Source organism: Glycomyces tritici, assembly GCF_030403505.1.
Genome location: NZ_JAUEMJ010000001.1, coordinates 828,429 through 852,243, shown reverse-complemented (window position 1 = coordinate 852,243; position 23,815 = coordinate 828,429). Strand labels below are relative to the sequence as shown.

The window sequence follows — 23,815 nt, the reverse complement described above, 5'->3', positions numbered from 1 at the left end:
CCCCCGATCGGAGTGAAGCAGCATGAGCAGCACAGGGAACGAGAGAGACCCCTTCGAACTCCGTGACCTCGCAACGGACGCGGGGAAGCGCCTGGAAGACGCCACGGCCCACCAGATCCTCGAGTGGGCGGTCGGCGAGTTCGGCGAGCGCTTCTGTGTGACCTCCTCGATGGCCGACGCCGCCGTGGTCCACCTCGCCAGCGAGGTCGCCCCCGGCATCGACGTCGTCTTCCTCGACACCGGTCTGCACTTCCCCGAGACCCTCGAAGTCCGCGACTTCGTGGCCTCCACGATGAACGTGAACGTCCGCTCCATCCAGCCCGACCAGTCGGTGCTGGCCCAGGACGCCGAGTTCGGCCCGCGCCTGTTCGCGCGCTCCCCTGACGAATGCTGCTCGCTGCGCAAGGTCCTGCCGCTCAACGCGGCCCTGGCCGACTACGACGGCTGGGCCACCGGCCTGCGCCGGGACGAGGGCCCGACCCGCGCCAACACGCGCGTCGTCGACTTCGACCTCTCCCGCCGCAAGGTCAAGGTCTCTCCGATCGCGAAGTGGACCGAGGCCGACCAGGAGGCGTACATCGAGCGCTACAACATCCCGGTCAACCCGCTGCTCAAGGACGGCTTCCGCTCCATCGGCTGCTGGCCGTGCACCCGGCGCACCTCGCCGGGCGAGGACCCGCGCGCCGGCCGCTGGGCCGCGTTCGACAAGACCGAATGCGGACTGCATGTCTGACGGAACCACGCCGGAGACCGACGCGCCCGCCGCGTCGGGTTCCGGCGTGTCGGCGCTTCCGGATGCCGGAGCGTCGAACTCGGAGCCGCCGCGGCCGATCGTCCTGGTCGCCCACGGCAGCCCCGACCCACGCTCCCCGGAGGTCGTCCGCGCCATCGCGCGGGCGGCCGGAGCGGACGCGGGCTTCCTGGAATTCAATGAGCCGCACCCGGTCGAGGTCCTGCGGGGCCTCGCCGACACCGGCATCGGCGCCGCAGTGGCCCTGCCGCTGCTGCTCACCGACGCCTACCACTCCCGGACCGACCTGCCCGATGTCGCGAAGCGGGCCGAGGAGTCCCGCCCGGGCTTCGCCGTCGCGGTGGCCAGGCCCGTGGGGGACCTGTCACTCGCGAAGGCGCTCGTCCGCGACCTGCCTTTCGGGATCGACGGCCTGGTGGTCTGCGCCGCAGGCACGCGCGTCGACGAGGGCCGCGCGCATGTGGCGGCCGTGGCCGCCGAAGCCGGCCGCCTGCTCGGCGTCCCGGCCGGACCGGGATTCGCCTCAGGGCCCGGCCCGAAAGCGGGCGAGACCGTCGAAGCATTGAAAGCCCAAGGCGCCCAGCACATCGCGGCGGTCTGCTACTTCATCGCGCCGGGTCTGCTGTGCGACACGGCGATCGCGTCCGCCCGTGAGGCCGGCGTCGACCACGTCGGCGAACCGCTCGGCACGGCACCGGAACTCATCGAGCTCATCGCGAAGCGCGCCGCCGCGGCTTAGGCCGATCCAGTTGGTAGAGCACCTGGTTGTGGTCCAGGAGGTCGCGGCTTCAAGGCGGCTATTCGCGACTGGGCCGGTTATTCGGCTCCGCCACCGGACTTGCTACTCGGCTCCGCCACAGCGACGGCTATTCGGCTCCGCCCCTGCGGCAGCTATTCGGCTCTGCCACAGCGCTAGCTATTCGGCCCCGCCCCTGCGGCAGCTATTCGGCTCCGCCCCTGCGCTGGCTATTCGGCTCCGCCGAAAGGCCGCCGATCGCCGAACCCGACCGCGCGCCGCGTCGGCCCGCTGAGGACCAGCCCCACGATCGCCGCCGCCAGCGCCCAGGCCCCGATTCCGATGACCGGGTGGGCCGCTTCCCGGAGGTAGTACCCGACCGGAAGCCAAAGGAGCCCTTGGAAGACCGCTTGCGCGATGACATCGTCCATCCGCAGCAGCCGGCGCCCGATGAACCAGTAGTAGAGCGCCCCGAGGAACGCGATCAGCGCGACGCCGACGGCGCCGCCCACGGTGTCCACCTGGTCAGTCACGATCTGCACCAGGCCCCACACTCCTGCGGCGGCGAGTCCCGTTGCGAGGAGCCAGAACAGGATCGCCGCGGCGGTCAAGGTCCAAGGACGGTCACCGGAGTCGGGGGTTTCGGTGACCGCGCCCATGTCGGCATCGGTTTCGTTCACACGCCAACCGTATCCCGGGCTACGCTGCGCGTATGCGCGACCTGAAAGCAGCGCCACAACGTGGTCTGCTCATCGTGAACCCGAAGGCCTCCACCGGCTCGCGCCGGCGCACGCGCTGGGTGAGGAAGAAGCTCGACGAGGTGCTCGACCTCGAGGTCGAGGTGACCCGCAGACGCGACCACGCCGAGATCCTCGCGAAGCGCGGGGCGGACAAGGGCTACGACGTGGTCCTCAGCCTCGGCGGCGACGGCACGGTGAACGAGGTCGTCAACGGCCTGGTCTCCGGCGGCCGGCCGGCCGATGAGGCCCCGATCTTCGCGCCGATCCCCGCCGGCTCCACGAACGTCTTCGCGCGCGCCCTCGGGCTGCCTTGGGACCGCCGCAGGGCCTCGCTGGCGATCGTGTCGGCCTTGGAGGAGCGACGGGTGCGCACGGTGAGCCTGGGGCGGGCGACCGGTGACGACGTGGACCGGCTGTTCACGTTCTGCGCGGGACTGGGCTGGGACGCGTCGATCATCAAGAAGGTCGAGTCGTACCGCAAGAAGCGCAACCTCGGCGCGCACTACGCGCGCGCGGTCATGGCGGAGCTGAATGAGCACGGGGTGGAAGGGGACACCATTGAGGTGGAGCTCTCCTCTGGTGAGGAGGACCTCTCCGAAGGGATGGTCGTGGTGCAGAACTGCGCACCGTGGACCTATCTCGGTACCCTTCCGGTGAATCTCAACGCGCGGGCATCCTTTAATGCTGGACTTGACGTCCTGGTTCTGCGTAAACTTGGCCTGTCGGACGCCGCGATGACCGCCGCTTCACTGCTGGTGGGTCGGGACGGGCCCGACGGCAAACACGCGGTGACGCATCACGATCTCTCCAGGATCAGACTGCGCGCTTCGCTGCCCCAGGCCTTCCAGCTCGACGGGGACTATCTCGGAGAGCGAACCGATGTGGAACTCAGCTCGGTTCCGGAGGCGCTGCGGGTGGCCTGCTAACAACTTGGGAAAACCTCAAGGCGGGTGTTGACAAGTCACCCGTGAGCAGGCAAGGTTGATTTCGCCATCCCTACCGGGACGGCACGAGACTTACAACCGAATATCGTATTTTCGGTGCGTATAGACCGGGCATTCGGTGGGTACTCACGCTTTGGCGAAGTTGCAAGCCTTAACTTTGTCAGACCCTGGCGAACTTCCGAGCGTGGTAAGCAAGCCAACGTTGAGTACCAGTGTGTCAAACCGGTTCGACTCGCTGTCACCGACCCCGGCGTTTTCTGTTCGGGTGAGTGTGGCGGAGGCCGCCACGAGGATCCGCGGTAGGGATTCCGGCGGTATGGTGGAACGTGTTCCGCGAGTCTTCTTCGAGGTACAGCGCGGTGAGTTCACTCACTTCGAGCTGATTTCCCGAGTCGAACCCTTGACAAATCCCGAGCTTGTGAAAGTATTCACAAGGTAGGTCGGGTCAGAGAGATGCGGACTCATCAGTCGCCACTTGGGCGACCGACGCCGTAGGCGGGTGTGCTCCCCGATGCCCTGGCGTTCAGCAATGACGCTGATGCGAGAGTGCTCCGGACGCGCGGTGACAACGATTCCCTTTGCCGGGAAACGGGTTCCGTGCCGAGCGCTCACTGTGTCGCCCGCAAGGTGCGACCGTCACACCGGTTTTCGTGACGGACGCGGCGCGGCACGCATGCGAAGCGCGTCTTGAACGCCGCCGCGGCCGCAACGGCCCGCGGAACGCCCGAACCGCAAGAGCTGTTCATAACACCGTGAAAGCGAAACGCTTGATGCTTAGCAAGGAGATGTTTTGATGGATTGGCGCCACGAGGCCATCTGCCGTGACGAGGACCCCGAGCTGTTCTTCCCGATCGGGGACACCGGACCGGCACTGACGCAGATCGAGCAGGCGAAGAACGTCTGCCGGCGCTGCCCGGTGACCGAGGAGTGCCTGCGGTGGGCACTCGAGTCCGGTCAGGACGCGGGCGTCTGGGGTGGCATGAGCGAGATCGAGCGCCGCGAGCTGAAGCGTCGCTCGGGTGCGCTGCGCACGTTGGCGACCCAGGTCGTCGGCTAGCACCGCCGCGCAATCCCTTGATTTAGTCCATCCCTCGAATTTGTGACAACAGAAGCTTGGAAGGCCCGGCGGGTTCCGCCGGGCCTTCAAGCTTGCACGGACGTGAAGATCCCTCGATCTGAAGGACCCCCTATCAAGCCAACGTATCGGAGGGGTACGACACTTTCCGGCGCGAACGGGTGAATCCCGTTCGCTAGTAGATCTGGTGGCGCTGGGTGTCGGCGTCGGCTTCGGTGGCCGGGCGGCGCTGGGAGATCGTGATGGTGGTGGTCGCGTCCTCTACGTGGGCGTCGACCTCGTCCGTGAGGGCCCTGAGGACCTGCCACTGGTACGACCCGGCATCGGGAAGGGGCTCGCCCTTGGGGCGGCTCAGGGCGATCTGGAGGGTCTCCTCGCCCACCGCGAGGCGGCAGTGGAGGGGCTGGTCGTTCGCCTTCCGCCGGAACGGGCGCGGGCGCCCGGGCTCGGAGGGGATCAGGAGCGCCACGGCGGCGTTGACCGCCGCCCGGAGGTCCTCGATCTCGTCGAGCGAGAACCCGAGCCTGGTCGCCACCGCCGCGGTCGCGGTCGGCAGGACCGACAGGTAGTCGCCCGTCGAGGGCACGTCGAGCAGCAGCACGTCCTCGCGCTCATCGCTCACCGGCATCGCCGCTTCCTGTGATTGAGGGGACGAAGGACTTCCGCCCTCACGCTGCAAAGGATAATCGGGTCGGCTCCGCAGTGCGGAACACCCCGGCTGAAATCCCACTCCCGGGGGGTCGCAGCCGCCGTTCCGCGAAGCGCTTGCCCTGTCCGACCCCGATCGGGTGGAATACCGGCCCGCCCGGCGGCCTCGCGGGGGACATCGGCCCTGAGCGACTGCCCGGCAGCGGGGCTTCGGCCCTGCCGGACCGCGTTGCGGCCGCGCATCCGCCCCGCCCGGGCCGCTCTACGGCGAAGCGCCCGCACCGCTGGCCGCGGTGGCGGGCGCTCCTCACGGATGCTGCAGCGGGCGCTAGGCCTGCTTGGTCTCCCAGAAGATCTTGGCGATCTCGTCGATCTTCGCGAGCAGCTCCTCGGCGACCTTCGGGTCGGCGGAGCCCTTGGCGCCCGAGGCGCCGGCCAGCTTCGTCGCCTCGTTCACGAGGGAGTGCAGCTGCGGGTACTTCTCGAAGTGCGGCGGCTTGAAGTAGTCGGTCCACAGCACCCACAGGTGCTCCTTGACCAGGTTCGAACGCTGTTCCTTGATGATCAGGGCGCGCGTGCGGAACTCAGGGTCCTCGTTGGCCTGGTACTTCTCGCAGATGGCCTTGACCGACTCCGCTTCAATGCGGGCCTGCGCCGGGTCGTAGACCCCGCACGGCAGATCGCAGTGAGCCGAAGCCGAGATCTGCGGCATGAGCCGCTTGAACAGAGGCTTGAACATTGCCCCTCCGCTTCTTTTCAGTGGGTGTGATTCCACCGCCGACCCTACCTCTCCGGGGCGCGATTTCGGCCCGGCCCCTACAGTTAGAGACCCAGCGCCGCCCTGCACGGAAGGCCATGCTGGACAGTGCAAACGCCGTCGCCATAAGCGCCGGCACCGCAAGTGCCGCAAAGATGGAGGTCAATCCAGATGCTCGCCGCCTACGCCAGTGCAGTGAACCCCGACGACCCCTTCGCCGCCCTCTCGGTGGGTGAGATCGAGCCTCCGGACGTTCCCGAGGACTGGACGCGCGTCCCGCTCGCCGCGGCCTCGCTCAACCACCACGACCTGTGGTCGCTCGCCGGGGTCGGCCTGCGCGCCGAGCAGTGCCCGATGATCCTCGGCACGGATGCGGTGGGGCGCACCGGCAGTGGGAAGCACGTCGTGATCTACCCGGTCATCGGCGACGCCTCGCTCGACGACGAGACCTTGGACCCCAAGCGGACTCTGCTCTCCGAACTGCATCCGGGCACGCTCGCCGAGTACGTGGCCGTGCCGGAGCGGAACCTCGTGCCGGCCCCGCCGGGGTGGACCGCCGCCGAGGCCTCGTGCCTCCCGACGACCTTCCTCACCGCCTGGCGGATGCTCACCACGCGCGGGCGGCTGCCCGCTGACGGGGCGGTGCTCGTGCAGGGCACCGGCGGCGGTGTCGCCACGGCCGCGATCTTGCTCGCCAAGGCCCTCGGCGCCCGCGTCTACGCCACCGGCCGCGACCCCGAGCGCCGCGAGAAGGCCGCCGCGATCGGCGCGGTGCCGGTCGAGTCCGGCGGCCGCCTGCCCGAGCGCATGGACGTCGTCATCGATTCCGTGGGCGCCCCGGTCATGTCGCACTCGATCAAGTCCCTCAAGCCCGGCGGGCGCCTCGTCAGCTGCGGTGTGACCGGCGGGCCGGTCGCGGAGGTGGACATGCGGCATGTGTTCTTCAAGCAGCTCGAGATCCTCGGCTCGACCATGGGCACCCGGGACGAACTGGTCGAGGTCGTCCGATTCTGCGCCGAACGGGACGTCAGGCCGGTCATCGACTCGACGTTCGCCCTCGCCGACGCCGAGCGGGCGCTGCGGCGCCTCGCCTCAGGCGAGGCCTTCGGCAAGGTCGTGCTCGTCAACGAGTGAGCACAGCGTCGTAAGTACGACACTGGAGCCGCTTTCTGCCGGGTTCGCACCACGGGCGGGCCCGCCTGCGTTCACCCTGTAATGGATGTCACCGCCGACAGAGGTTCGCGGTTGCACAAGGGGGAGAGCGGCCATGTCAGTAATGGGTCGGGTCAAGGGCGGGTTCAAGTCCGCCGCCGGGAGCACGTGGGTCGTCACGAAGAAGCTCCTGGTCAGAGTCGCGATCGCGGCCGCCATCATGGTCGTCGCCGTCGCCCTGGCCAGGCACGGGGAGAGCGCCGCGGCCGAGACCGGGGGCTCGGGGGTCTCGGGGACCGAGGCGCATCCGATCAGCGCGCAGCGGGCGATCCTCTCGGAGGGCTGGACCGACGAGCAGCTCTTCCTGTGCACGTACCGGGTGGACGCCACGTTCGGCGTCTCGATCTTCACCGAGACCAGCTGGAGCTCGCGCCGGCTCGCACGGCTGTACAACGACACCGAGGTGCAAGGGGCCTGCCTGTCCACCGAGGGGGAGAAGGCCTTGGGCTGCAAGGGCCTCGAGTTCGAGACGGCGTGGATCCACGTCCGCCACGGCGACACGGTCGGGTACACGCCCGCCTCCTGCCTCGTCAGCGACGGCATCTTCTAGAAGGCGGAGCCAGGAGGCGGAGCTCTAGAGGCGGAGCGCCGCTTGGGACGCGGCGTTCTCGGACGCGGCGTGAGGAGGCACTGAACGGCACTTGGGGAACGCGAAGCGGGGTCCGGCGACAGCCGGACCCCGCTCGCTGCGTGCTGGGCGCCTACTTCAGGCCGACGCCCGCCACGCCTTCGACGATCCGCTTCTGGAAGATCAGGAAGACGATGAGCAGCGGCGCGGCACCGAGGACCGCGGCGGCCATGTTCTGGGCGTAGAACAGGCCGTAGCCGCCCGCGACGACCTGCAGACCCACGGGCAGGGTCATCATCGACGGGTCGGTGGCCACCAGGAGCGGCCACAGGTAGTTGTTCCAGGAGCCGATGAAGGTGAAGATCGCGACGGCCGCGATGATCGGGCCCGACATCGGGAGGATGACGTTCCACAGCACCCGGAAGTGCCCGGCGCCGTCGAGCTTCGCGGCCTCCTCGTAGTCCTTCGGGATGGCGTCGAAGAACCGCTTGAGGATGAACACCATGACCGGGGCGACGACCTGCGGGAGCGCCAGGCCCCAGTAGGTGCCGCCCATGTGCAGGGCGTTGACCAGGTCGAACAGCGGGATGATGAGCGCCTGGCCGGGGACCATGAGGCCGGCGATGATCGCGCCGAACAGCACGTTCTTGGCCGGGAAGTCGAACCGCGAGAACCCGTAGGCGGCCGTGACGCACAGGACCAGCGTCAGCACGGTGACGATCACCGAGACGATCGTGGAGTTGAGCATCCAGGTGAAGTGGTCGCCGCGTTCGAACAGGACCTTGTAACCCTCGACCGACCAGGTCTCGGGCCACCAGTGGATGTCCTGGCCGAGGCTCGCCTCGGTCTCCGTCTTGAACGAGGTCGACAGAGCCCACAGGAGCGGGAGCAGCCAGAACACCGCCAGGAGGGTGGCCGCGACGTACACGATGACGGCGCCGACGGAGGGGCGCCGGAACCGGCGCCGCACCGTGCGGGGCTCGGTGGGGGTGGCCGCGACGGAAGTCGCCTGCGCTGCGGTCATGTCAGGACTCCTTCCGGGAGAACAGCCGGAACTGGAAGATGGAGATGATCAGGATGAGGATGAACAGCACATAGGACAGCGCGGAGGCGTAGCCGATGCGGTAGCCCTCGAAGCCGGCGATGTAGATGTAGTGGATCGCGACCTCGGACTCGCGGTTCGGGCCGCCGCCGGTCATGATGTACATCTGGTCGAAGATGCGCAGTGAGGCGATGAGCTGCAGCACGATCACCATCGCGGTGGTGCGGTTGAGCAGCGGCAGGGTGATGTGCCACAGCTGGCGCCACCAGCTCGCGCCGTCGATGCTCGAGGCCTCGTAGACGCTCGGGTCGATCGTCTGGAGCGCGGCCAGGTACAGCAGGAAGTTGAAGCCGACCGTCCACCACACGGTGGTGATGACGACCGACCACATGGCGATGCCGTTCTCGCCCTGGTACCAGACCTGCGGCGCCGAGGCGTCCTGGAGCCCGAGCATCTGCAGGTAGTGGTTGAGCAGGCCGCCTTCGGGCTGGTAGATCCACATCCAGATCATGGTGACCACGGAGACGGGGACCACGAACGGCGCGAAGAACGCCATGCGCAGGAACCAGCCGAGCCGGCGCGCCCGGTTGACCAACAGCGCGAAGACGATCGCGAGGACGACCAGCGGCGGCGTCGAGTACAGCGTGAACTCGGCGGTGTTGACCAGGGCGTTCCAGGCGCGCTCGTCGCCGAAGGCCTCGGCCCAGTTGTCGAACCCGACCCAGGAGGCCGGGCGGCCGGTGAGGCTCTTGTCGGTGAAGGAGTAGTAGAGGCCGAGGAAGGTCGGCCAGATCAGGAACAGGGCGTAGAAGGCCACGAAGGGGAGCACGAACCAGAGTCCGGTCCACGACTTCTTCTTGCGCGGGGCGCTCGGGGGCCGCGTCATCGCGGCCGACGCCGCTGCGGGCGTCGCGGTTTTCACAGTCATCGGGAGTCCTAATGGAACGATTCAGTCGACCGGGTTGGGAAGGGCGAGAAGGGTGTGGATCCGGTCCTTCATGAGCTCCAGAGCCGCTTCGGGCTTCATGGTCAGGGCGTAGACCTGGTTGAAGATCGAGCCGGTCTCGTCGAAGAGGCGGGCGGCGGAGCCCGAGAACCACGCGTCGGGGTCGAACTGCACGTTCTGGACGACGCCGGAGTACTCCGCGTTCGGCTGCAGCGCCTGGTACTCGGGGCTATCGGTGACGGGCAGGTACGACGGGGTGTGGCCGCCGCCCTCGCCCCAGCGGTAGCTGTGCTTGAGCATGTAGGCGGCGTACTCGACCGTGGCCTTGCGGACCTCGGGGTCCCAGCTGTTGTGGTGGGGGAGCACGAACGAGTGGCAGTCGCCCTGGGTGCGGCGGTTGCCGAAGAAGTCCGGCATCTCGGTCATGGAGAACCACTCGGGGTTGTCGCCGCCGAAGAGCTTGAAGCGGTTGATCTCCCAGTTGCCGACTTGGACGAAGGCGGCGGCGCCGTTCTCGAAGTTGGCGGCGCACTGGGCGCCGTCGGAGAAAGTGGGACAGAGCCCTTCCTCGGCCATGAGGTACATGGTCTCGATGGCCTGGAGCGCCTTGTCGTCGTCCATCTCGAAGTCGTCGTCGCCGAAGGTCATCTCGCCGTCCGCCTGGCGGTACCAGGCCCAGAACTGGCGCCAGCCGCCGAACGTGTCGAGCGAGGTGCCGAACTGGCCGGTGACCTCCTTCGCCGCGCGGAGCAGGTCGAAGTAGGCCTCGCGGCCGGTGGTGTCGATGAGGGTGCCGTCGGCGTTCAGGGCACCGATCTGCTGGCAGACGTCCTTGTTGTAGTAGTTGACGAGGGCGTGCGTGTCCAGGGGGAGCGCGTAGAGGCGGTCGTCGTGGAAGCACTTGTCCCAGATCTTCTCCGGGAAGTCCGCCGCGTCGATGCCGACCTCGGTGAGCTCGTCGATCGTGATGGCGTCGAGGAGCGTGTCGGGCGAGACGCTCTTGAGCCGGGAGAGGTGGATCGTGGCGATGTCGGCGGCGTTGCCGCTGGAGGCTCCCATGACCAGGCGGGTGTAGAACGGGGTGCCCCAGCCGAAGGTGGTGGCCTCGAGTTCGACGTCGGGGTGCTCGTCCGAGAAGTTGCCGTGCATCTCGGTCATGATGGCGCCGTCGGCGCCGGCGAGGAGGTTCCACTGCTTCACGCGGGTCCGGTCGCTCAGGCCGCCGGTGACCGAGCCGCAGCCGGCCAGTCCCAGTCCGGCGGCGGCCGCCGTGCCGGTGAGGAGTGCCCGTCTGGAAACACCTGGTTTCAAGGCGGAGCCAGGGGGCGAGGGATGATTCGGCATCAATGCATCACTCCAATGTGATTCTTCGTGAGGAGGCCGGTCGGGGGGTGGGCCGTGGAGCCATTGTTATCGTTCTCACCAGCACGGTCAAGGGCGGACATCGGAAGAAAACGATATTGCAATGTGCGTAAAGTGCCTTGTCGCCGAAACGTTATCGGTAAAGTTACGGCGGGCATGACACAGGGGAGGCCTTTCGGCCTCCCCTGCTTCGTCTGGTGCTTTTCGGCGCTACTGCGGCTGCGGGACCGCCACGTCGACCAGCGCCTGCTGCTCGACCTCATGGACCTTCGGCGAGCCGGTGGACGGCGCGGCGGCGGCCGGGCGCGAGATGCGGCGGAGGTGGACCCCGCCGAGCTGCTCGAGCAGGTTGAGCGCGATGTGCGACCAGGCGCCCTGGTTCGCCGGCTCCTCCTGGACCCACGCGGTGTCGGTCGCGTTCGGGAACGCCTCGAGGAGGCTCTTCAGCTCCTCGGCCGGCAGCGGGTAGAGCTGCTCGACGCGCAGGATCGCGGTGTCGGTGACGCCGCGGCTCTCGCGGGCGGCGGCCAGGTCGTAGTAGACCTTGCCGGAGCACAGGAGCACGCGCTTGACGTCCTCGGCGCGGATCTGGCCGCTCTCCACGGCGGTGTCGCGCAGGACCGGCTGGAAGCGGCCGGTGGTGAACTCCTCGAGCTGGCTGACCGCGGCCTTGTGGCGCAGCAGCGACTTCGGCGTGAAGACGATGAGCGGCTTCTTGACCGGGTCGAGGGCCTGGCGGCGCAGCAGGTGGAAGTAGTTCGCCGGGCTCGTGGAGTTGACCACGCGCATGTTCTCGTCGGCGCACAGCTGCAGGAACCGCTCGATGCGGCCCGAGGTGTGGTCGGGGCCGGCGCCTTCGTGGCCGTGCGGGAGCAGCAGGGTGATGCCGGTGTGCTGGCCCCACTTGGCCTCGCCGGAGGAGATGAACTCGTCCGTGATGGTCTGGGCGCCGTCGACGAAGTCGCCGAACTGGGCCTCCCACAGGACCAGCATCTCGGGGTTCTCGACCGAGTAGCCGTACTCGAAGCCGACCGCGGCGAACTCCGACAGCAGCGAGTCGTAGACGAAGAACTTCGCGGCCTGCTCGCCCAGGTGCGCCAGCGGCGTGTACTCGGCGCCGGTGGCCTGGTCGACGACGACGGCGTGGCGCTGCACGAAGGTGCCGCGGCGCGAGTCCTGGCCGGCGAGGCGGATCGGCTTGCCCTGCATGAGGAGCGAGCCGAACGCGAGGGTCTCGGCGTACGCCCAGTCGACGGTGCCCGAAGTGGACATCTCGCTGCGCTTCTCGAGGACCTTGCGGACCGCCTTGTGCGGGCCGAAGCCCTCCGGCAGGGTCGTGTGGGCCTTGCCGATCATGGCGATGGTCTCGGCGTCGACGGACGTGTCGATGTTCGCGACCGGCTCGGGCTGGTGGCGCCACGGCAGCGGGCCGGTCTGCCCGGCCAGGGCCTCCTTGGTCTCGCGGAAGACCCGTTCGAGCTGGGCCTGGTAGTCCGCGAGCGCCTCCTCGGCGTCCTCCATCGTGATGTCGCCGCGGCCGATGAGCGCACGGGTGTAGAGCTTGCGCACGGACTGCTTGCCGTCGATGACCTGGTACATCTGCGGGTTGGTCATCTTCGGGTCGTCGCCCTCGTTGTGGCCGCGGCGGCGGTAGCAGACCATGTCGATGACGACGTCCTTGTTGAACTGCTGCCGGTACGCGAAGGCGAGCTTCGCGACCTCGCACACGGCCTCGGGGTCGTCCCCGTTGACGTGGAAGATCGGCGCCTGGATCATGCGGGCGACGTCGGTGCAGTACAGCGAGGAGCGGGAGTGGGCCGGGGCGGTGGTGAAGCCGACCTGGTTGTTCACGACCACGTGCACGGTGCCGCCGGTGCGGTAGCCGCGCAGCTGCGAGAGGTTCAGGGTCTCGGCCACGACGCCCTGGCCCGCGAAGGCCGCGTCGCCGTGGATCGCCACGGGCATGACGGTGAAGCCGTCCTCGCCCAGGTTGAGGCGGTCCTGCTTGGCGCGGACGATGCCCTCGAGGACCGGGTTCACGGCCTCCAGGTGCGACGGGTTGGCCGCGACCGACACGACGGTTTCGCTGCGCCCGTCGGGCGAGGTGAACTTGCCGGTGAGGCCGAGGTGGTACTTGACGTCGCCGGAGCCGCCGATGCTCTTGGGGTCGATGTGCCCCTCGAACTCGGTGAAGATCTTGGAGAGCTTCTTGCCGACGATGTTGGCGAGGACGTTCAGGCGGCCGCGGTGCGGCATGCCGATGACGACCTCGTCGATGTCCGCGGTCGCCGCTTCGTTCAGGACGCGGTCGAGCAGCGGGATGAGCGACTCGCCGCCTTCGAGGCTGAAGCGCTTCTGGCCCACGAACTTCGTCTGCAGGAACGTCTCGAACGCCTCGGCGGCGTTGAGGCGGCCCAGGATGTGCTTCTGCTCCTCGACCTTCGGCTTCTCGAACGGGACCTCGATGCGGCGCTGGATCCACGCGCGCTCTTCGGGGTCCTGGATGTGCATGTACTCCACGCCGACGCGGCGGCAGTAGGAGTCGCGGAGCACGCCGAGGATGTCGCGCAGCTTCATGCGCTGCTGGCCCGCGAACCCGCCGACCGGGAAGGTCCGGTCCAGGTCCCACAGGGTGAGGCCGTGCGACAGGATGTCCAGGTCGGGGTGGCGGCGGATCTCGTAGTGCAGCGGGTTCGTGTCGGCCATGAGGTGGCCGCGCACGCGGTAGGCGTGGATGAGCTCGATGACCCGGGCGTTCTTGTCGATCTGCCCCTCGTGGGTCTTCGACACGTCGCGGACCCAGCGGACCGGCTCGTAGGGGATGAGCAGCGAGCGGAAGACCTCGTCGAAGAAGCCGTCGCCGAGCAGCAGCTTGTGGAGCGTGGCCAGGAACTGGCCCGACTCGGCGCCCTGGATGATCCGGTGGTCGTAGGTCGAGGTCACGGTCATGATCCGGGAGACGCCCAGGTCGGAGAGGGTCTCGTCGGAGGCCCCGGCGAACTCGGCGGGCACCTCCATGGCGCCGACGCCGACGATGAGGCCCTGGCCCTTCATCAGGCGCGGCACGGAGTGGACGGTGCCGATCCCGCCGGGGTTGGTGAGCGTCAGCGTCGCCCCGGCGTGGTCCTCCATCGTGAGCTTGTTGTTGCGGGCCTTGCGGACCAGGTCCTCATAGGCCTGCCAGAACTCGCGGAAGTCCATCGACTCGGTGTGCTTGATCGACGGCACGACCAGGGTGCGGGTGCCGTCCGGCCGGGCGAGGTCGATGGCCAGGCCGAGGTTGATGTGCTCGGGGGTGACCAGCTGCGGCTTGCCGTCCACCACCTTGTAGGAGGCGTTCATGCCCGGGTGGGCCTTCATGGCCTGCACCAGCGCGTAGCCGATCAGGTGGGTGAAGGAGACCTTCCCGCCCTGGCCGCGCTTGAGGTGGTTGTTGATGACGATCCGGTTGTCGAACAGGAGCTTCGCGGGGACCGCACGCACCGAGGTGGCCGTGGGGATCTCCAGGGACGCGTCCATGTTCTGGGCCACCTTGGCCGCGACGCCTTTGAGCGGCTTGGTGGTACCGGGTTCGTTCACAGTCGGGGTCGCCTTCTTCGCGGGTTCGGCCTGGTCGGCCTTCGGCTCGGGAACCGCAGCGGGAGGTTCGTTCGCAGGCGCGTCGGTGATGGACTCGACCGGTGCCGCCTTCGGCTCGGGCTTCGGCTCCGGCTTCACCGCTGCGACGGGGGCCGGAGCGGGTTTCGCGGGCTCGGCGGCAGGGGCCGGTGCGGCCTCGGCCTTGGGCTCGCCCTCATCGCTGAACGATGCGCCCGACGGATCGCCGCCGAAGAACTCGCGCCAGCCGGCGCTGACACTTTCGGGGTTTTCGCGGTAACGCTCGTACATCTCGTTGACCAGCCATTCATTGGCACCGAAATCGGTCAACGGATTACCCGGAGTCGCACTCGACACGACTGAATCGCCTCTTCTTTGACGCTGCGTGGACGGGGACGGCAGTCCCCGGACTCAAGGGTAACCGGGGGGAGGAAAAAGTGTAGTACCGGTAACGCCGTTGCGGGGCCGGTCACTCAGGTCGCGGTGAATGTGCTGCGCAGCAGCGGGAAACGCGCGGAAGTCTCGTTCGCCACAACGGCGTTTCGCACAACCGCGAGCGCTCCGATGTGCGCAGAACCGGCCTCCGCGTGTGCGGGAAACGCCGGGTGAGAGCGCGAACGCGCCCCGGCCGAGCCGGGGCGCGATCGAAGACTGCGAAGCCGCGGGCGGAACTAGCCGGCCGCGCTGCGCTCCTTGCTCGAGAACGTCTCGGTCGGCTCCTCGAGGAGCTCCTCGGCACCGACGACGGTGAACAGGCGGGTGATGAAGCGGTTGGGATTGACGACGGCCAGCGCGACGCCCATCTCGCGGGCGATGCGGTAGGCCACCACGATGGTGCCGATGCCGGTGGAGTCGAGGACCGTCACCTTGGCGACGTCGACCCGGATGGCGGTGGCGCCGCCGGCCTCGAGGGCGTTGGTGATCGTCTCGCGGATCTGCGGCGCGGTCGCGTAGTCGACTTCGCCGGCCAGCTCCACGGTGACGACCCCCGCGTCGGTCGTGGCAGTCTCGATTGACAGCGTCATGAACTCACCTGATTCGGTAGGGTCCCGCGTACTTCGGAAAGCACAGCCGTGACGTGCTCGGCTGCGACACAAAGTCTATCCGACCGGTACGACGGAGAACAGTTCGCGCGCGCCAGTTTCCCGCATAGCCGCACACACTTCTGATAAAGGTCACTCGAACGTGTTTCACGCGGGTGCGCAGTGTCACCGCCGAACGGTGTGACCGCTCGCGGACGGCTTGGCACGCCCCAGGTCCGGGCGTATGCTTCACAACCACCCGTGACCTGCGGACCGCTGACCCGCCGACCCTGTGAGAGGCCCATGCCGCTTTCGACTAGCCAGCCGAACGCCGAGACCGAGGCCACCCTGCTCGTCGTCGAGGACGACGAGAACATCTGCGAGCTGCTCTCCACCTCCCTGCGGTACGCGGGCTTCGCCGTCCACGGCGTCGGCACCGGTGACGAAGCCCTCCGCTCCATCGCCCGGCACCGCCCCGACCTGGTCGTCCTCGACGTCAACCTCCCCGACTTCGACGGATTCGAGGTCGTGCGCCGCATGCGCTCGGGCTCCGACCACACCCCCGTGCTCTTCCTCACCGCCCGCGACGACACCGCCGACACCGTCACCGGCCTCTCGGTGGGCGGCGACGACTACATCACCAAGCCCTTCGCGCTCGAAGAGGTCGTCGCCCGCATCCGCGCGGTCCTGCGCCGCTCCTCCGGCGAACTGCCCCGGCCCTCCCGCCTCCAGTACGCCGACCTCGAACTCGACGAGGAGACCCACGAGGTGTGGCGCTCCGGCAAGGCCGTGCAGCTCTCGCCCACCGAGTTCAAGCTCCTGCGCTACTTCATGATCAACGCCGGCCGCGTGCTCTCCAAGGCCCAGATCCTCGACCACGTGTGGCGCTACGACTTCCGCGGCGACGACGGCATCGTCGAGTCCTACGTCTCCTACCTGCGGCGCAAGGTCGACACCGGCGAGCCCAAACTCATCCAGACCCTCCGGGGCATCGGCTACGTCCTGCGGGAGCAGCATCGTTGAGCGCACCTCGCGTACTCGAGGGCGTCCGCGACAAGTGGGACCGGACGCCGCTGAGGGTCCGGCTCACCGCGGCCGTGCTCGTCCTCGTGGCGGGCTCCCTCATCCTCATCAGCGTCTCCACGATCCTCGCGCTGCACTCCTACTTCCTCGGCACGGTCGACGACGAGCTCAAGACCCAGCTCGTGAGCTGGAGCCCCGACACGTTCGACCCCGAGTACGACGAGGACTCCGATGAGGCGCCGGGCCTGCGCCCCGAGCAGTACGTCTTCAGCCTCGTCTCCCCGACCGGGAACCGCCACGACCGGCCCGACGACCGCGCCGACTACCCCGTCTTCACCTACGACCAGCTCGAGGCCGCGAACGGCGAGGCGTTCACGGCGCTGAGCGCGGACGGGGCGACGCGCTGGCGGGTGCTGGGCCTGCCGGGCTCCGAAGTGGGCAGCAAGTACGACGACTACGAGCCCGAGGAGCACAACCTCGACTCGGACTCCTACTACGTGCTCTCCTACAAGCTCTCGCACTTCGACAAGACCGTGGCCGGGCTCGTGTGGGTCGACCTGCTCATCGGCGCGGGCGTGCTCGCCGGGCTCGCCGCGATCGGCGTGGGCCTGGTGCGGGCGAGCCTCTCGCCGCTGCGGCAGATCGAGAACACGGCCGCGATGATCGCCGCGGGGAACTACTCGCGGCGCGTGCCCGACCACGACCCGAGCACCGAGGTCGGCCGAGTGGGGCGCGCCATCAACTCGATGCTGACCAAAGTAGAGGGCGCGATCCGCGCCCGCGAATGGTCCGAGCAGCGCGCGCACGACTCCGAGGAGCGGATGCGCGAGTTCATCGCGGACGCCTCGCACGAGCTGCGCACGCCCCTGACGAGCGTGCGCGGGTACGCGGAGCTGGTGCGCACCAACCCGCAGATGCCCGAGGCCGACCGGCAGCAGTACGTGGGGCAGATCGAGGAGGCCGCCAAGCGCATGGGCCTGCTCGTGGGCGACCTCCTGCACCTCGCGCGGCTCGGGCAGGAGCGGCCGGTCGAGACCGAGCCGGTCGACCTGGCCGTGCTCGGCCACGAGGCCGTGGCGGCGCACGCCGTGATGGCCGAGGGCCACGAGTTCCGCTTCAGCTGCGTCCCCGGCGACTCCACTGTCGTCGCCGCCGACAGGGCCCGGATGCGGCAGGTGCTCGACAACCTCCTGTCGAACGCGGTCCGCCACACCCCGGAGGGCACGAGCATCAGCGTCGAGGTCGCCCCCGGGGACGACACCGTGCGCCTCACCGTCGCCGACGACGGCCCCGGCATGACCCCCGAGACCGCCGAACGGGTCTTCGAGCGGTTCTTCCGCTCCGACTCGGTCACCCACCCCGGTTCAGGCCTCGGCCTCGCCATCGTGGCCGCGATCGTCAAGGCCCACGGCGGGACCGTCGGCGTCGAGTCCGAGCCCGGCGAGGGCACGGTGTTCACCGTGGTCCTCACCGCCGAACCCCAGGCCGCCGCGGAATGAGCCCCGAAGCTTGGAAAGCTTTAATGGATGTCAATGCCCGGCCCGCCCGCCGCAGCGGGCCCGACCCCGCTGACCTGTGCGCCCGCGCCTGAACGGGACGCGGAGCATTAAAGGGTTTTAAGGCGTTTTCGCAGCGGGCCGCGAGCTGGGCCCGGCATGCTGCCTTACATGAGCAGCACTGAGAGCACCAAGGGCCCCGAGGGGACCGCACCGCAGGGCCCCGACGGGCCTCGCACCCCCGACACCGCACCCGAGCCGGCGGCCCAGCCCGCCGTCCCGGCCGCCGAGCCGGCCGCGAGCCTGCCCCCGAGCACCGCGCCCGCCGCAGGCGACACCGCCGTCATCGGCGGGTCCGCCCACAGCCCGGCGCCCGAGCAGCCGTACGCCGCGCAGCAGCAGGCCGCCGGAGCGCCGCCCTACCCGGGCGACGCTCTCGGGGCCGCGCCGCACCCGGCCGAACACGTGCACACCGCGCACACCCAAGTCCTGCAAGGCACTCCCGCACCGGCACCCGCCGGGGCCCCGCACATGTCCGCCCCCGCCTGGCAGCCCGGCGCGCCCGTCCCGCCGATGTACCGGCACCCGGGCGCACCGGTCGGACCGCCGCCGCGGCCCCGCGGCCGCGGCAAGATCGTGGCCGGGGCGCTCGCCCTCGCCCTCATCGCCGGCGGCGCCGGCGGCATCGCGGGATGGTTCATCGGCAGCGGCGACGGCGCCACCACCACCGTCCAGTCCGTCTCGATGGACGCCGGGCAGGGCATGACCTACACGGAGATCGTGAACAAGGTCAGGCCCTCGGTCGTCACCATCGTCACCGACGCCGCCGAAGGCTCGGGCGTCGTCTACTCCAAGGACGGCTACATCGTCACCAACAACCACGTCGTCGACGGCGCCCAGTCCGTGGAGGTCCGCTTCTCCGACGGCACCACCAGGGAAGCGACCATCGTGGCCACCGACGCCACCCAGGACCTCGCCGTCATCCAAGTGAACGGCGGAGACGACCTGACACCGGTCACCTTCGCCGACTCCAGCGCCGTGCAGGTCGGCGACATCGCCGTCGCGATCGGCTCCCCGCTCGGCCTCGAAGGCACCGTGACCACCGGCATCGTCTCGGCCCTCGACCGGTCCATGACCGTCTCCGGCGAGCAGGGCGGCGGCATGGGCCAGCAGTCCAGCTCGACCCTGAGCGGCCTCATCCAGACCGACGCGGCCATCAACTCCGGCAACTCCGGCGGCGCGCTCGTCAACGGCGACGGCGAGCTCATCGGCATCAACACCGCCATCGCCACCACCGACTCGGGCTCGATCGGCCTCGGCTTCTCGATCCCCTCCAACACCGTGAAGGACACCGTCGAGCAGCTGATCCAGAACGGCTCGGTCGAGCAGGGCTACCTCGGGGTCTCGGTGGCCAACACCGACGGCAACGGGGCCATGGTCCTCAGCGTCGAACCCGACTCCCCGGCCGCGCAGGCCGGGCTCCAGGAGGGCGACGTGATCACCGCGATCGACGGGACCCCCGTCACCACCGCGTCCGAAGTGGTCGCCGCCGTGCAGGGCACCTCCTCGGGCACCGAGGTCGCCATCACCTACGTGCGCGACCAGCAGGAGGCCGAGACCACGGCCACCCTCGACGCCTCCTGACGGATCGAGCTCCTCAAGGCGGACACGAACGCGGCCCCGAGCCAATGGCTCGGGGCCGTGGACGTGCTCAGGGGCCGCTGAGCACGCGTCTGTCTCGCGGCGTCGTGGCGCCGTGTCGCGATCACAGCGCCACGACAATCCTGCGACACCCAGCAGCGCATCGGGGCCGCCTCGCGACCCCCGCGCTCACTGCGCCGCGGTGCTCCCGCTCGACTCGAGCGCGGCGCGGACCGGGCGCAGCTGCGGCGGGGCCTCGCCGGTGTCGATCCACTCCGCGAGCCGGTCGCGGTCCACGATGAGGACGCCCAGCTGCGCGGCGACGGCCTCGTTCCGCGCGGCGTGGTGCATCCAGTGCAGGTTCGCGTTCGTGATGAGGACGCCCGCGTCGCAGTCCCAGCGGGCCTTGATCTCCCCGCCGAGGATCTGGACGTGGCGGTTGCCGTTGCGCCGCCGCATCGTCTTGTCGTCCTTCTTGGCGCGCACGATGATGCGCTGGCCGTTGTTGAAGGTGACGACGAAGTTGCAGCCGAGGTCGTTCTTGCGGTGGCCGAACTTCTTGACCCGCTTGGCGTCCAGGCCGACCAGGAGCTGGCCCGCCATGGCGTCGAAGGCGGGGATGTTCATCTTGTCGACGCTGCGCATGATGGTCTGGCGCTCGGCCGCGACCGCGCGGTCGCGGTGCTCGTGCCCGCGGCTGCGGAACAGGATCCAGCCCGCGAGTGCGGTGCCGCCCAACAGGATCGCTATGGACGCGAACCATGCCCAGTGATCGGCTATGAATCCGAGAACGAAGTATCCGAGGATGAGAACGGCGATTCCCGCTCCGGCTCGAAGGATCACGGACATGGCGGCCTCCACTGGGTTAGAGGGCTCGGCAGATTACGGCTTCCCGGTCGCCGTGGGGCGGCCGGCGATATGTCGCCTGTGATGTCGTAAAGCATGGCTCGCAAGCGTCGCCATGACTTTGAGTATCCGTTACCGTTCGCTCACGCGTAAGGCCAATGTCCGGTACCCGACAGCTTGGCGCGGCATCCTGCATGTGCGGCCCGTCGCCACACGCTCACCGAGCCCGCGCCCCGCCTTCGGCGGTGGGGGATACTGGCCGGATGTCGACATCTTCAACGGGCGTTTTGGTGCTTCTCGGTGCGCCCCTGGGAAATCCAGAGGACGCCTCGTCTCGGCTCCGGACCGAGCTGGCCCGCGCCGACGTCATCGCCGCAGAGGATACCCGGCGGCTTCGGCGGCTCCTCAGTGAACTGGATGTCGTTCCCACTGCCTCGATCACGTCGTATTTCGAGGCGAACGAGGCGGGCCGAACGACGACCCTTATCGAACAATTGTACGACGGAAAGCGGGTCGCCGTCATCACCGACGGCGGCATGCCCTCGGTCTCCGACCCGGGCTTCCGGCTGGTCAAGGCCGCGATCGACGCAGGGATCGCGATCACCTGCGCGCCGGGCGCGAGCGCGGTGACGACTGCGCTGGCGCTCTCGGGGATGCCCTGCGACCGGTTCTGCTTCGAGGGGTTCGCGCCGCGCAAGGACGGCGAGCGCCGGCGGCTGTTCGGCGAACTCGCCGAGGAGAAGCGCACCATGGTCTTCTTCGAGTCGCCGCGGCGCGTCGAGGAGACCCTGCGGGCCATGGCCGCGGCATTCGGCGACGACCGGCCCGCGGCGCTCTGCCGCGAACTCACCAAGACCCACGAGGAGGTCCGCCGCGGCGGCCTCGCCGAACTCGCCGAAGGCGCGCAGGCCGACCCGCCGCGCGGCGAGGTCACCCTGGTGGTCTCGGGCTGGACCGGCCCGGACGCGAGCGAGGCCACCCCGGAGGCGATGGCCGCGGCGGTGGCGGCCCTCGAGGCCGCGGGCACCGACCGCAAACTCGCCATGAAGGAAGTCGCCGTCCGCTACGGCGTCAGCCGGCGCGACGTGTACGCCGCGGTGCTCAAGGCGGACTGAGCGGCATCAAGTGATTGCCGAAGGGGAAAATTTCCGCAAATAAGCGGATATATACCCCCTAAGGGACCCCTGGCGCAAAAGTACTCCTGGGGTCCGACGATCCGGCCTCGAACACGACGTGAGCGAAACTCAGAGTTCGTCGAACTTGAAGGTCTTCCAGGAGAAGAGGGCCACGACGGCCGCGAAGGCGGCCAGGAAGCCGATCTGCGGGAGCACCGCCGTCGGCGGCTCGCCGTAGACCACCACCGACTGCAGGGCCTCGTTCAGGTACCGCATCGGCGAGAGGTACGAGACCGCCTGCACCCACCCCGGCGAGAGCGCCAGCGGGTAGAACGCGCCTGACACGAACGCCATCGGCATCGTCACCAGGTTGCTCAATCCGGCCGCGGCCGGGCTCGTCTGCGCGATCCCGCCGATGACCACGCCGATCGCCAGGAACGCGAGCGTCCCGAGCAGCACCAGCGGCGCGGCGAACCACGTCCACGCCGAGAGCTCGAGCCCGAAGCCCAGCGCCGCCACCGCGAGGAACACCGCGGTCTGGCCGAGCGCGACCACGAGGTTCACCGAGATCTTCGCGCCCAGGAACGTCCGCACCGAAGCGGGCGTCAGCCGCAGGCGCCGCAGCAGCTTGTCGCGCTTCCAGTCCACGATCGTGCCGGCCGCGCCGAACACGCCCGAGATCGCCACGCCCCACGCCAGGATGCCCGGCGCGAGGTACTGGATCGGCTGCAGCGCCCCGCCGTCGGCCTCCTCGACCTCGGTCGCCAGCACCGGCTCGCCCGGAGCCGCCGCCGAGAGGACCTCGACGTTCACATCGTCGACCAGCGCCGAGAGCCGCCCCTGGGCGATCGCCCCCGACGTCGAGTTCGTCGCCGACGGGTAGATCCGCACCGTGGCGCCGTCCTGGACCACCGCGGCGTCCGCGTCGCCCTCGCGCAGCATCGCCAGCGCCGCGTCCAGGTCGGACGCCTCCGTGACGGCGAACTCGTCCGGGTCCGCGCCGTCGAGCACGGCCGCGTCGCCGACCGCGACGATCCGCGACGCCGCGGTCTCGCCGGAGCCGAACACGCTCGCGAGCAGCACCATGAACATCAGCGGCAGGAGGATCGTGAAGAAGATCTGGCTGCGGTCGCGGATCCACCCGCGCCCCAGCGCCTTGAACAGGCTCAGGAACGCCCGGCCGCCCGAACGCTCGGCGCGCTCGGTGCGCACCTCGGCCGTATCGGTGCTCATCCGCGCCACTCCCGTCCGGTCACGTGCAAGAAGACGTCCTCGAGGTTCGCCGTGCGCACCGACAGGCCCTCGAGGGCCCCGTCCGAGGCCAGCGCCGTCAAGAGCTTGCGGGGGTCGCGGGTCTCGAACACCACCGTGCTCTCGCCCGCCGCCACCGCCTCGCCCGCCGCGAGCTCCCGGACGCGTTCGCCGCTGAGCTGCCCGGCCGCGACCGTGACCTTCGTGGGGGCGTCCAGGTCCCGCACGAACCCGGCGGGGGAGTCGATCGCCTTGATCTTCCCCGCGTCCATGATGGCGACCCGGTCGCAGAGCGCCTCGGCCTCCTCCATGTAGTGGGTGGTGAGCACCACGGTGCGGCCTTCGGCGTTGATCGAGCGCATGAGGTCCCACAGGTTGCGCCGCGCCTGCGGGTCGAGCGCGGCGGTCGGCTCGTCGAGGAACACCAGCTCGGGGTCGCCCACGAGCGCGCACGCGATGGACAGGCGCTGCTGCTGGCCGCCGGAGAGCTTCTCGCAGCGCACGTTCGCGTGCTCGGCGAGGCCCACGGTCTCGAGCATCTCGCCCGCGCGGGCCTTCCCGGCCCCGTACAGCTCCGCGAACGTCTCGATCTGCTCGCGCGCGGTCAGGAACTCGAAGAACGCGGACGCCTGGAGCTGCACGCCGAGTCGGCCGGTCAGCTCGGGGGAGTGTGGCCACGGGGAGCGGCCGAGGAGGTGCACCGTCCCGGAGTCGGGCTTGCGCAGGCCCTCGACGATCTCGAGGGTCGTGGTCTTCCCGGCCCCGTTGGGGCCGAGGATGCCGAAGAACTCGCCGCGTTCGACGCGGAAGCTCACGCCGTCGACCGCGCGGACCTCACCGGTCCTGCGGCCGCGGTAGGTCTTGCGGAGGTCGGCGACCTCGATGGCGGCGTCCATAGCCGCTAACGCTATGCCATCGGCCTCTGTGACCGGGTTCTCGCCTTCCGGGTGCAGGCGTCCGGTCCGCGTACGCCCTGGGGCGTAGCCGCGGCCCTTTCACACCCTCCGTAACAAGACCGTGAGCCGAACTTCATCGCCCCGGCA

General features: G+C 69.2%; 21 protein-coding genes. 10 read left to right on the top strand and 11 right to left on the bottom strand.

Features of this window, described 5'->3' with window-relative positions; translation table 11 throughout:
* Positions 1–22 precede the first annotated feature (22 nt).
* Positions 23–733 carry a phosphoadenylyl-sulfate reductase gene (locus QWI33_RS03895; RefSeq protein WP_289955070.1) on the top strand — a complete coding sequence of 237 codons (711 nt, stop codon included), beginning with the start codon at positions 23–25 and terminating at the stop codon, positions 731–733.
* Positions 726–1,490, top strand: coding sequence for a sirohydrochlorin chelatase (locus QWI33_RS03890; RefSeq protein ID WP_289955069.1), 765 nt, complete (start codon positions 726–728; stop codon positions 1,488–1,490). Before QWI33_RS03895 ends, QWI33_RS03890 begins: the two co-directional genes overlap by 8 nt.
* 227 nt (positions 1,491–1,717) lie before the next feature.
* Here QWI33_RS03890 and QWI33_RS03885 read toward each other — a convergent pair whose 3' ends face one another.
* Complete coding sequence (locus QWI33_RS03885; protein ID WP_289955067.1) at positions 1,718–2,167, bottom strand: hypothetical protein; 450 nt, start codon at positions 2,165–2,167, stop codon at positions 1,718–1,720.
* 32 nt (positions 2,168–2,199) lie between these two features.
* Here QWI33_RS03885 and QWI33_RS03880 point away from each other — a divergent pair, with 32 nt between their 5' ends.
* Together QWI33_RS03880 and QWI33_RS03875 are read left to right on the top strand one after the other, a co-directional pair.
* A complete protein-coding gene (locus tag QWI33_RS03880; protein WP_289955065.1) occupies positions 2,200–3,153 on the top strand; it encodes a diacylglycerol/lipid kinase family protein in 954 nt (317 codons plus the stop codon).
* A gap of 811 nt (positions 3,154–3,964) precedes the next feature.
* Entirely contained in the window at positions 3,965–4,228 is a 264-nt protein-coding gene (locus QWI33_RS03875; RefSeq protein WP_205326283.1) for a WhiB family transcriptional regulator, read from the top strand.
* A 193-nt stretch (positions 4,229–4,421) separates the two neighbouring features.
* Here the strand turns inward: QWI33_RS03875 and QWI33_RS03870 are convergent, their stop codons facing one another.
* Both QWI33_RS03870 and sodN read right to left on the bottom strand, forming a co-directional pair.
* Complete coding sequence (locus tag QWI33_RS03870; protein ID WP_289955061.1) at positions 4,422–4,874, bottom strand: ATP-binding protein; 453 nt, start codon at positions 4,872–4,874, stop codon at positions 4,422–4,424.
* 348 nt (positions 4,875–5,222) lie between these two features.
* Positions 5,223–5,633, bottom strand: coding sequence for a superoxide dismutase, Ni (gene sodN, locus QWI33_RS03865; RefSeq protein ID WP_289955060.1), 411 nt, complete (start codon positions 5,631–5,633; stop codon positions 5,223–5,225).
* Between the two features lie 189 nt (positions 5,634–5,822).
* Here sodN and QWI33_RS03860 point away from each other — a divergent pair, with 189 nt between their 5' ends.
* A complete protein-coding gene (locus tag QWI33_RS03860) occupies positions 5,823–6,785 on the top strand; it encodes a zinc-binding dehydrogenase (RefSeq protein WP_289955057.1) in 963 nt (320 codons plus the stop codon).
* A gap of 133 nt (positions 6,786–6,918) precedes the next feature.
* Positions 6,919–7,413 carry a hypothetical protein gene (locus QWI33_RS03855; protein ID WP_289955055.1) on the top strand — a complete coding sequence of 165 codons (495 nt, stop codon included), beginning with the start codon at positions 6,919–6,921 and terminating at the stop codon, positions 7,411–7,413.
* 151 nt (positions 7,414–7,564) lie between these two features.
* Here QWI33_RS03855 and QWI33_RS03850 read toward each other — a convergent pair whose 3' ends face one another.
* The 5 genes from QWI33_RS03850 to QWI33_RS03830 all read right to left on the bottom strand — a co-directional run bounded on the left by QWI33_RS03850 (position 7,565) and on the right by QWI33_RS03830 (position 15,403).
* On the bottom strand, positions 7,565–8,455 hold the full coding sequence (locus tag QWI33_RS03850) for a carbohydrate ABC transporter permease (RefSeq protein ID WP_289955053.1): 891 nt from the start codon (positions 8,453–8,455) through the stop codon (positions 7,565–7,567).
* 1 nt (position 8,456) lies between these two features.
* A complete protein-coding gene (locus tag QWI33_RS03845; protein ID WP_289955051.1) occupies positions 8,457–9,401 on the bottom strand; it encodes a carbohydrate ABC transporter permease in 945 nt (314 codons plus the stop codon).
* Between the two features lie 21 nt (positions 9,402–9,422).
* The gene (locus QWI33_RS03840; RefSeq protein ID WP_289955049.1) at positions 9,423–10,730 is read right to left on the bottom strand and encodes an extracellular solute-binding protein; all 1,308 of its coding nucleotides are present in this window, start codon (positions 10,728–10,730) and stop codon (positions 9,423–9,425) included.
* A gap of 261 nt (positions 10,731–10,991) precedes the next feature.
* Positions 10,992–14,735, bottom strand: coding sequence for a multifunctional oxoglutarate decarboxylase/oxoglutarate dehydrogenase thiamine pyrophosphate-binding subunit/dihydrolipoyllysine-residue succinyltransferase subunit (locus QWI33_RS03835; protein ID WP_353895349.1), 3,744 nt, complete (start codon positions 14,733–14,735; stop codon positions 10,992–10,994).
* Between the two features lie 314 nt (positions 14,736–15,049).
* Positions 15,050–15,403, bottom strand: a complete 354-nt coding sequence (locus QWI33_RS03830; protein ID WP_143015085.1) for an STAS domain-containing protein — start codon at positions 15,401–15,403, stop codon at positions 15,050–15,052.
* 300 nt (positions 15,404–15,703) lie between these two features.
* Here QWI33_RS03830 and QWI33_RS03825 point away from each other — a divergent pair, with 300 nt between their 5' ends.
* From QWI33_RS03825 to QWI33_RS03815, 3 genes are all read left to right on the top strand, one after another.
* Positions 15,704–16,423 (top strand): response regulator transcription factor, encoded by a 720-nt coding sequence (locus tag QWI33_RS03825; protein WP_289955040.1) that lies wholly within the window; start codon positions 15,704–15,706, stop codon positions 16,421–16,423.
* Positions 16,420–17,922 (top strand): sensor histidine kinase, encoded by a 1,503-nt coding sequence (locus tag QWI33_RS03820; RefSeq protein WP_289955039.1) that lies wholly within the window; start codon positions 16,420–16,422, stop codon positions 17,920–17,922. Before QWI33_RS03825 ends, QWI33_RS03820 begins: the two co-directional genes overlap by 4 nt.
* 168 nt (positions 17,923–18,090) lie before the next feature.
* Positions 18,091–19,563 carry a S1C family serine protease gene (locus QWI33_RS03815; protein ID WP_289955037.1) on the top strand — a complete coding sequence of 491 codons (1,473 nt, stop codon included), beginning with the start codon at positions 18,091–18,093 and terminating at the stop codon, positions 19,561–19,563.
* A 186-nt stretch (positions 19,564–19,749) separates the two neighbouring features.
* On the opposite strand, the gene QWI33_RS03810 is transcribed toward QWI33_RS03815, so the two are convergent.
* Positions 19,750–20,298: a restriction endonuclease gene (locus QWI33_RS03810; protein WP_289955035.1), complete on the bottom strand. Its 549-nt coding sequence runs from the start codon at positions 20,296–20,298 to the stop codon at positions 19,750–19,752.
* A 371-nt stretch (positions 20,299–20,669) separates the two neighbouring features.
* On the opposite strand from QWI33_RS03810, the gene rsmI reads away from it, so the two are divergent.
* Positions 20,670–21,521, top strand: coding sequence for a 16S rRNA (cytidine(1402)-2'-O)-methyltransferase (gene rsmI, locus QWI33_RS03805; RefSeq protein ID WP_289955033.1), 852 nt, complete (start codon positions 20,670–20,672; stop codon positions 21,519–21,521).
* Positions 21,522–21,650: 129 nt separating this feature from the next.
* Here the strand turns inward: rsmI and QWI33_RS03800 are convergent, their stop codons facing one another.
* Both QWI33_RS03800 and QWI33_RS03795 read right to left on the bottom strand, forming a co-directional pair.
* A complete protein-coding gene (locus QWI33_RS03800; RefSeq protein ID WP_289955031.1) occupies positions 21,651–22,754 on the bottom strand; it encodes an ABC transporter permease in 1,104 nt (367 codons plus the stop codon).
* Positions 22,751–23,668: an ABC transporter ATP-binding protein gene (locus tag QWI33_RS03795; protein ID WP_289955030.1), complete on the bottom strand. Its 918-nt coding sequence runs from the start codon at positions 23,666–23,668 to the stop codon at positions 22,751–22,753. The genes QWI33_RS03800 and QWI33_RS03795 overlap by 4 nt, the downstream gene beginning before the upstream one ends.
* Between the last annotated feature and the right edge of the window lie 147 nt (positions 23,669–23,815).